Annotated in this window: 1 tRNA gene; it reads left to right on the top strand. The window is 76.2% G+C overall.

Annotated features, from left to right (window positions below):
- Positions 1 to 278 precede the first annotated feature (278 nt).
- Positions 279 to 364, top strand: a tRNA-Ser gene (locus IH13_RS0100910).
- Positions 365 to 399: the final 35 nt, after the last annotated feature.

The raw sequence follows: 399 nt of genomic DNA, 5'->3' as shown, positions 1-399 counted from the left end.
CGTACCGGCGGGTGACGGAGCGGGCGGACCGCCGGAGGCCACCGGAAAACCGGTGGCCCACCGGCGGTCCGCCCGGGCAGAGTGGATCCGACGGCGCCACCGGACGGCGCCCACCGGAACCGGGGAGGAGCGCGGCGATGACCAGGAGTACGAGTCCGTCGAGCTCCCCGCAGGGCGGTCCTCGGCCGGCACCGCGGTAGCCGCATCAGCTACCCGCGACGCTGCCGCCGCAGGACCCCCGGGTGGCCGCCCGTGCGCATCGCGCGGGGCCACCTCCCGGAGGATTGGCCGAGTGGTAAGGCAGCGGCTTGCTAAGCCGTCGTCGGGGTCCGCCCCCGCGCGCGTTCGATCCGCGCATCCTCCGCAGAAGACGGAACCGGCACCCGCCTCACCGGCGGG

Source organism: Streptomyces sp. NRRL WC-3549 (assembly GCF_000721935.1).
GTDB lineage: Bacteria > Actinomycetota > Actinomycetes > Streptomycetales > Streptomycetaceae > Streptomyces.
This window is presented reverse-complemented; position numbering and strand designations above follow the sequence as displayed.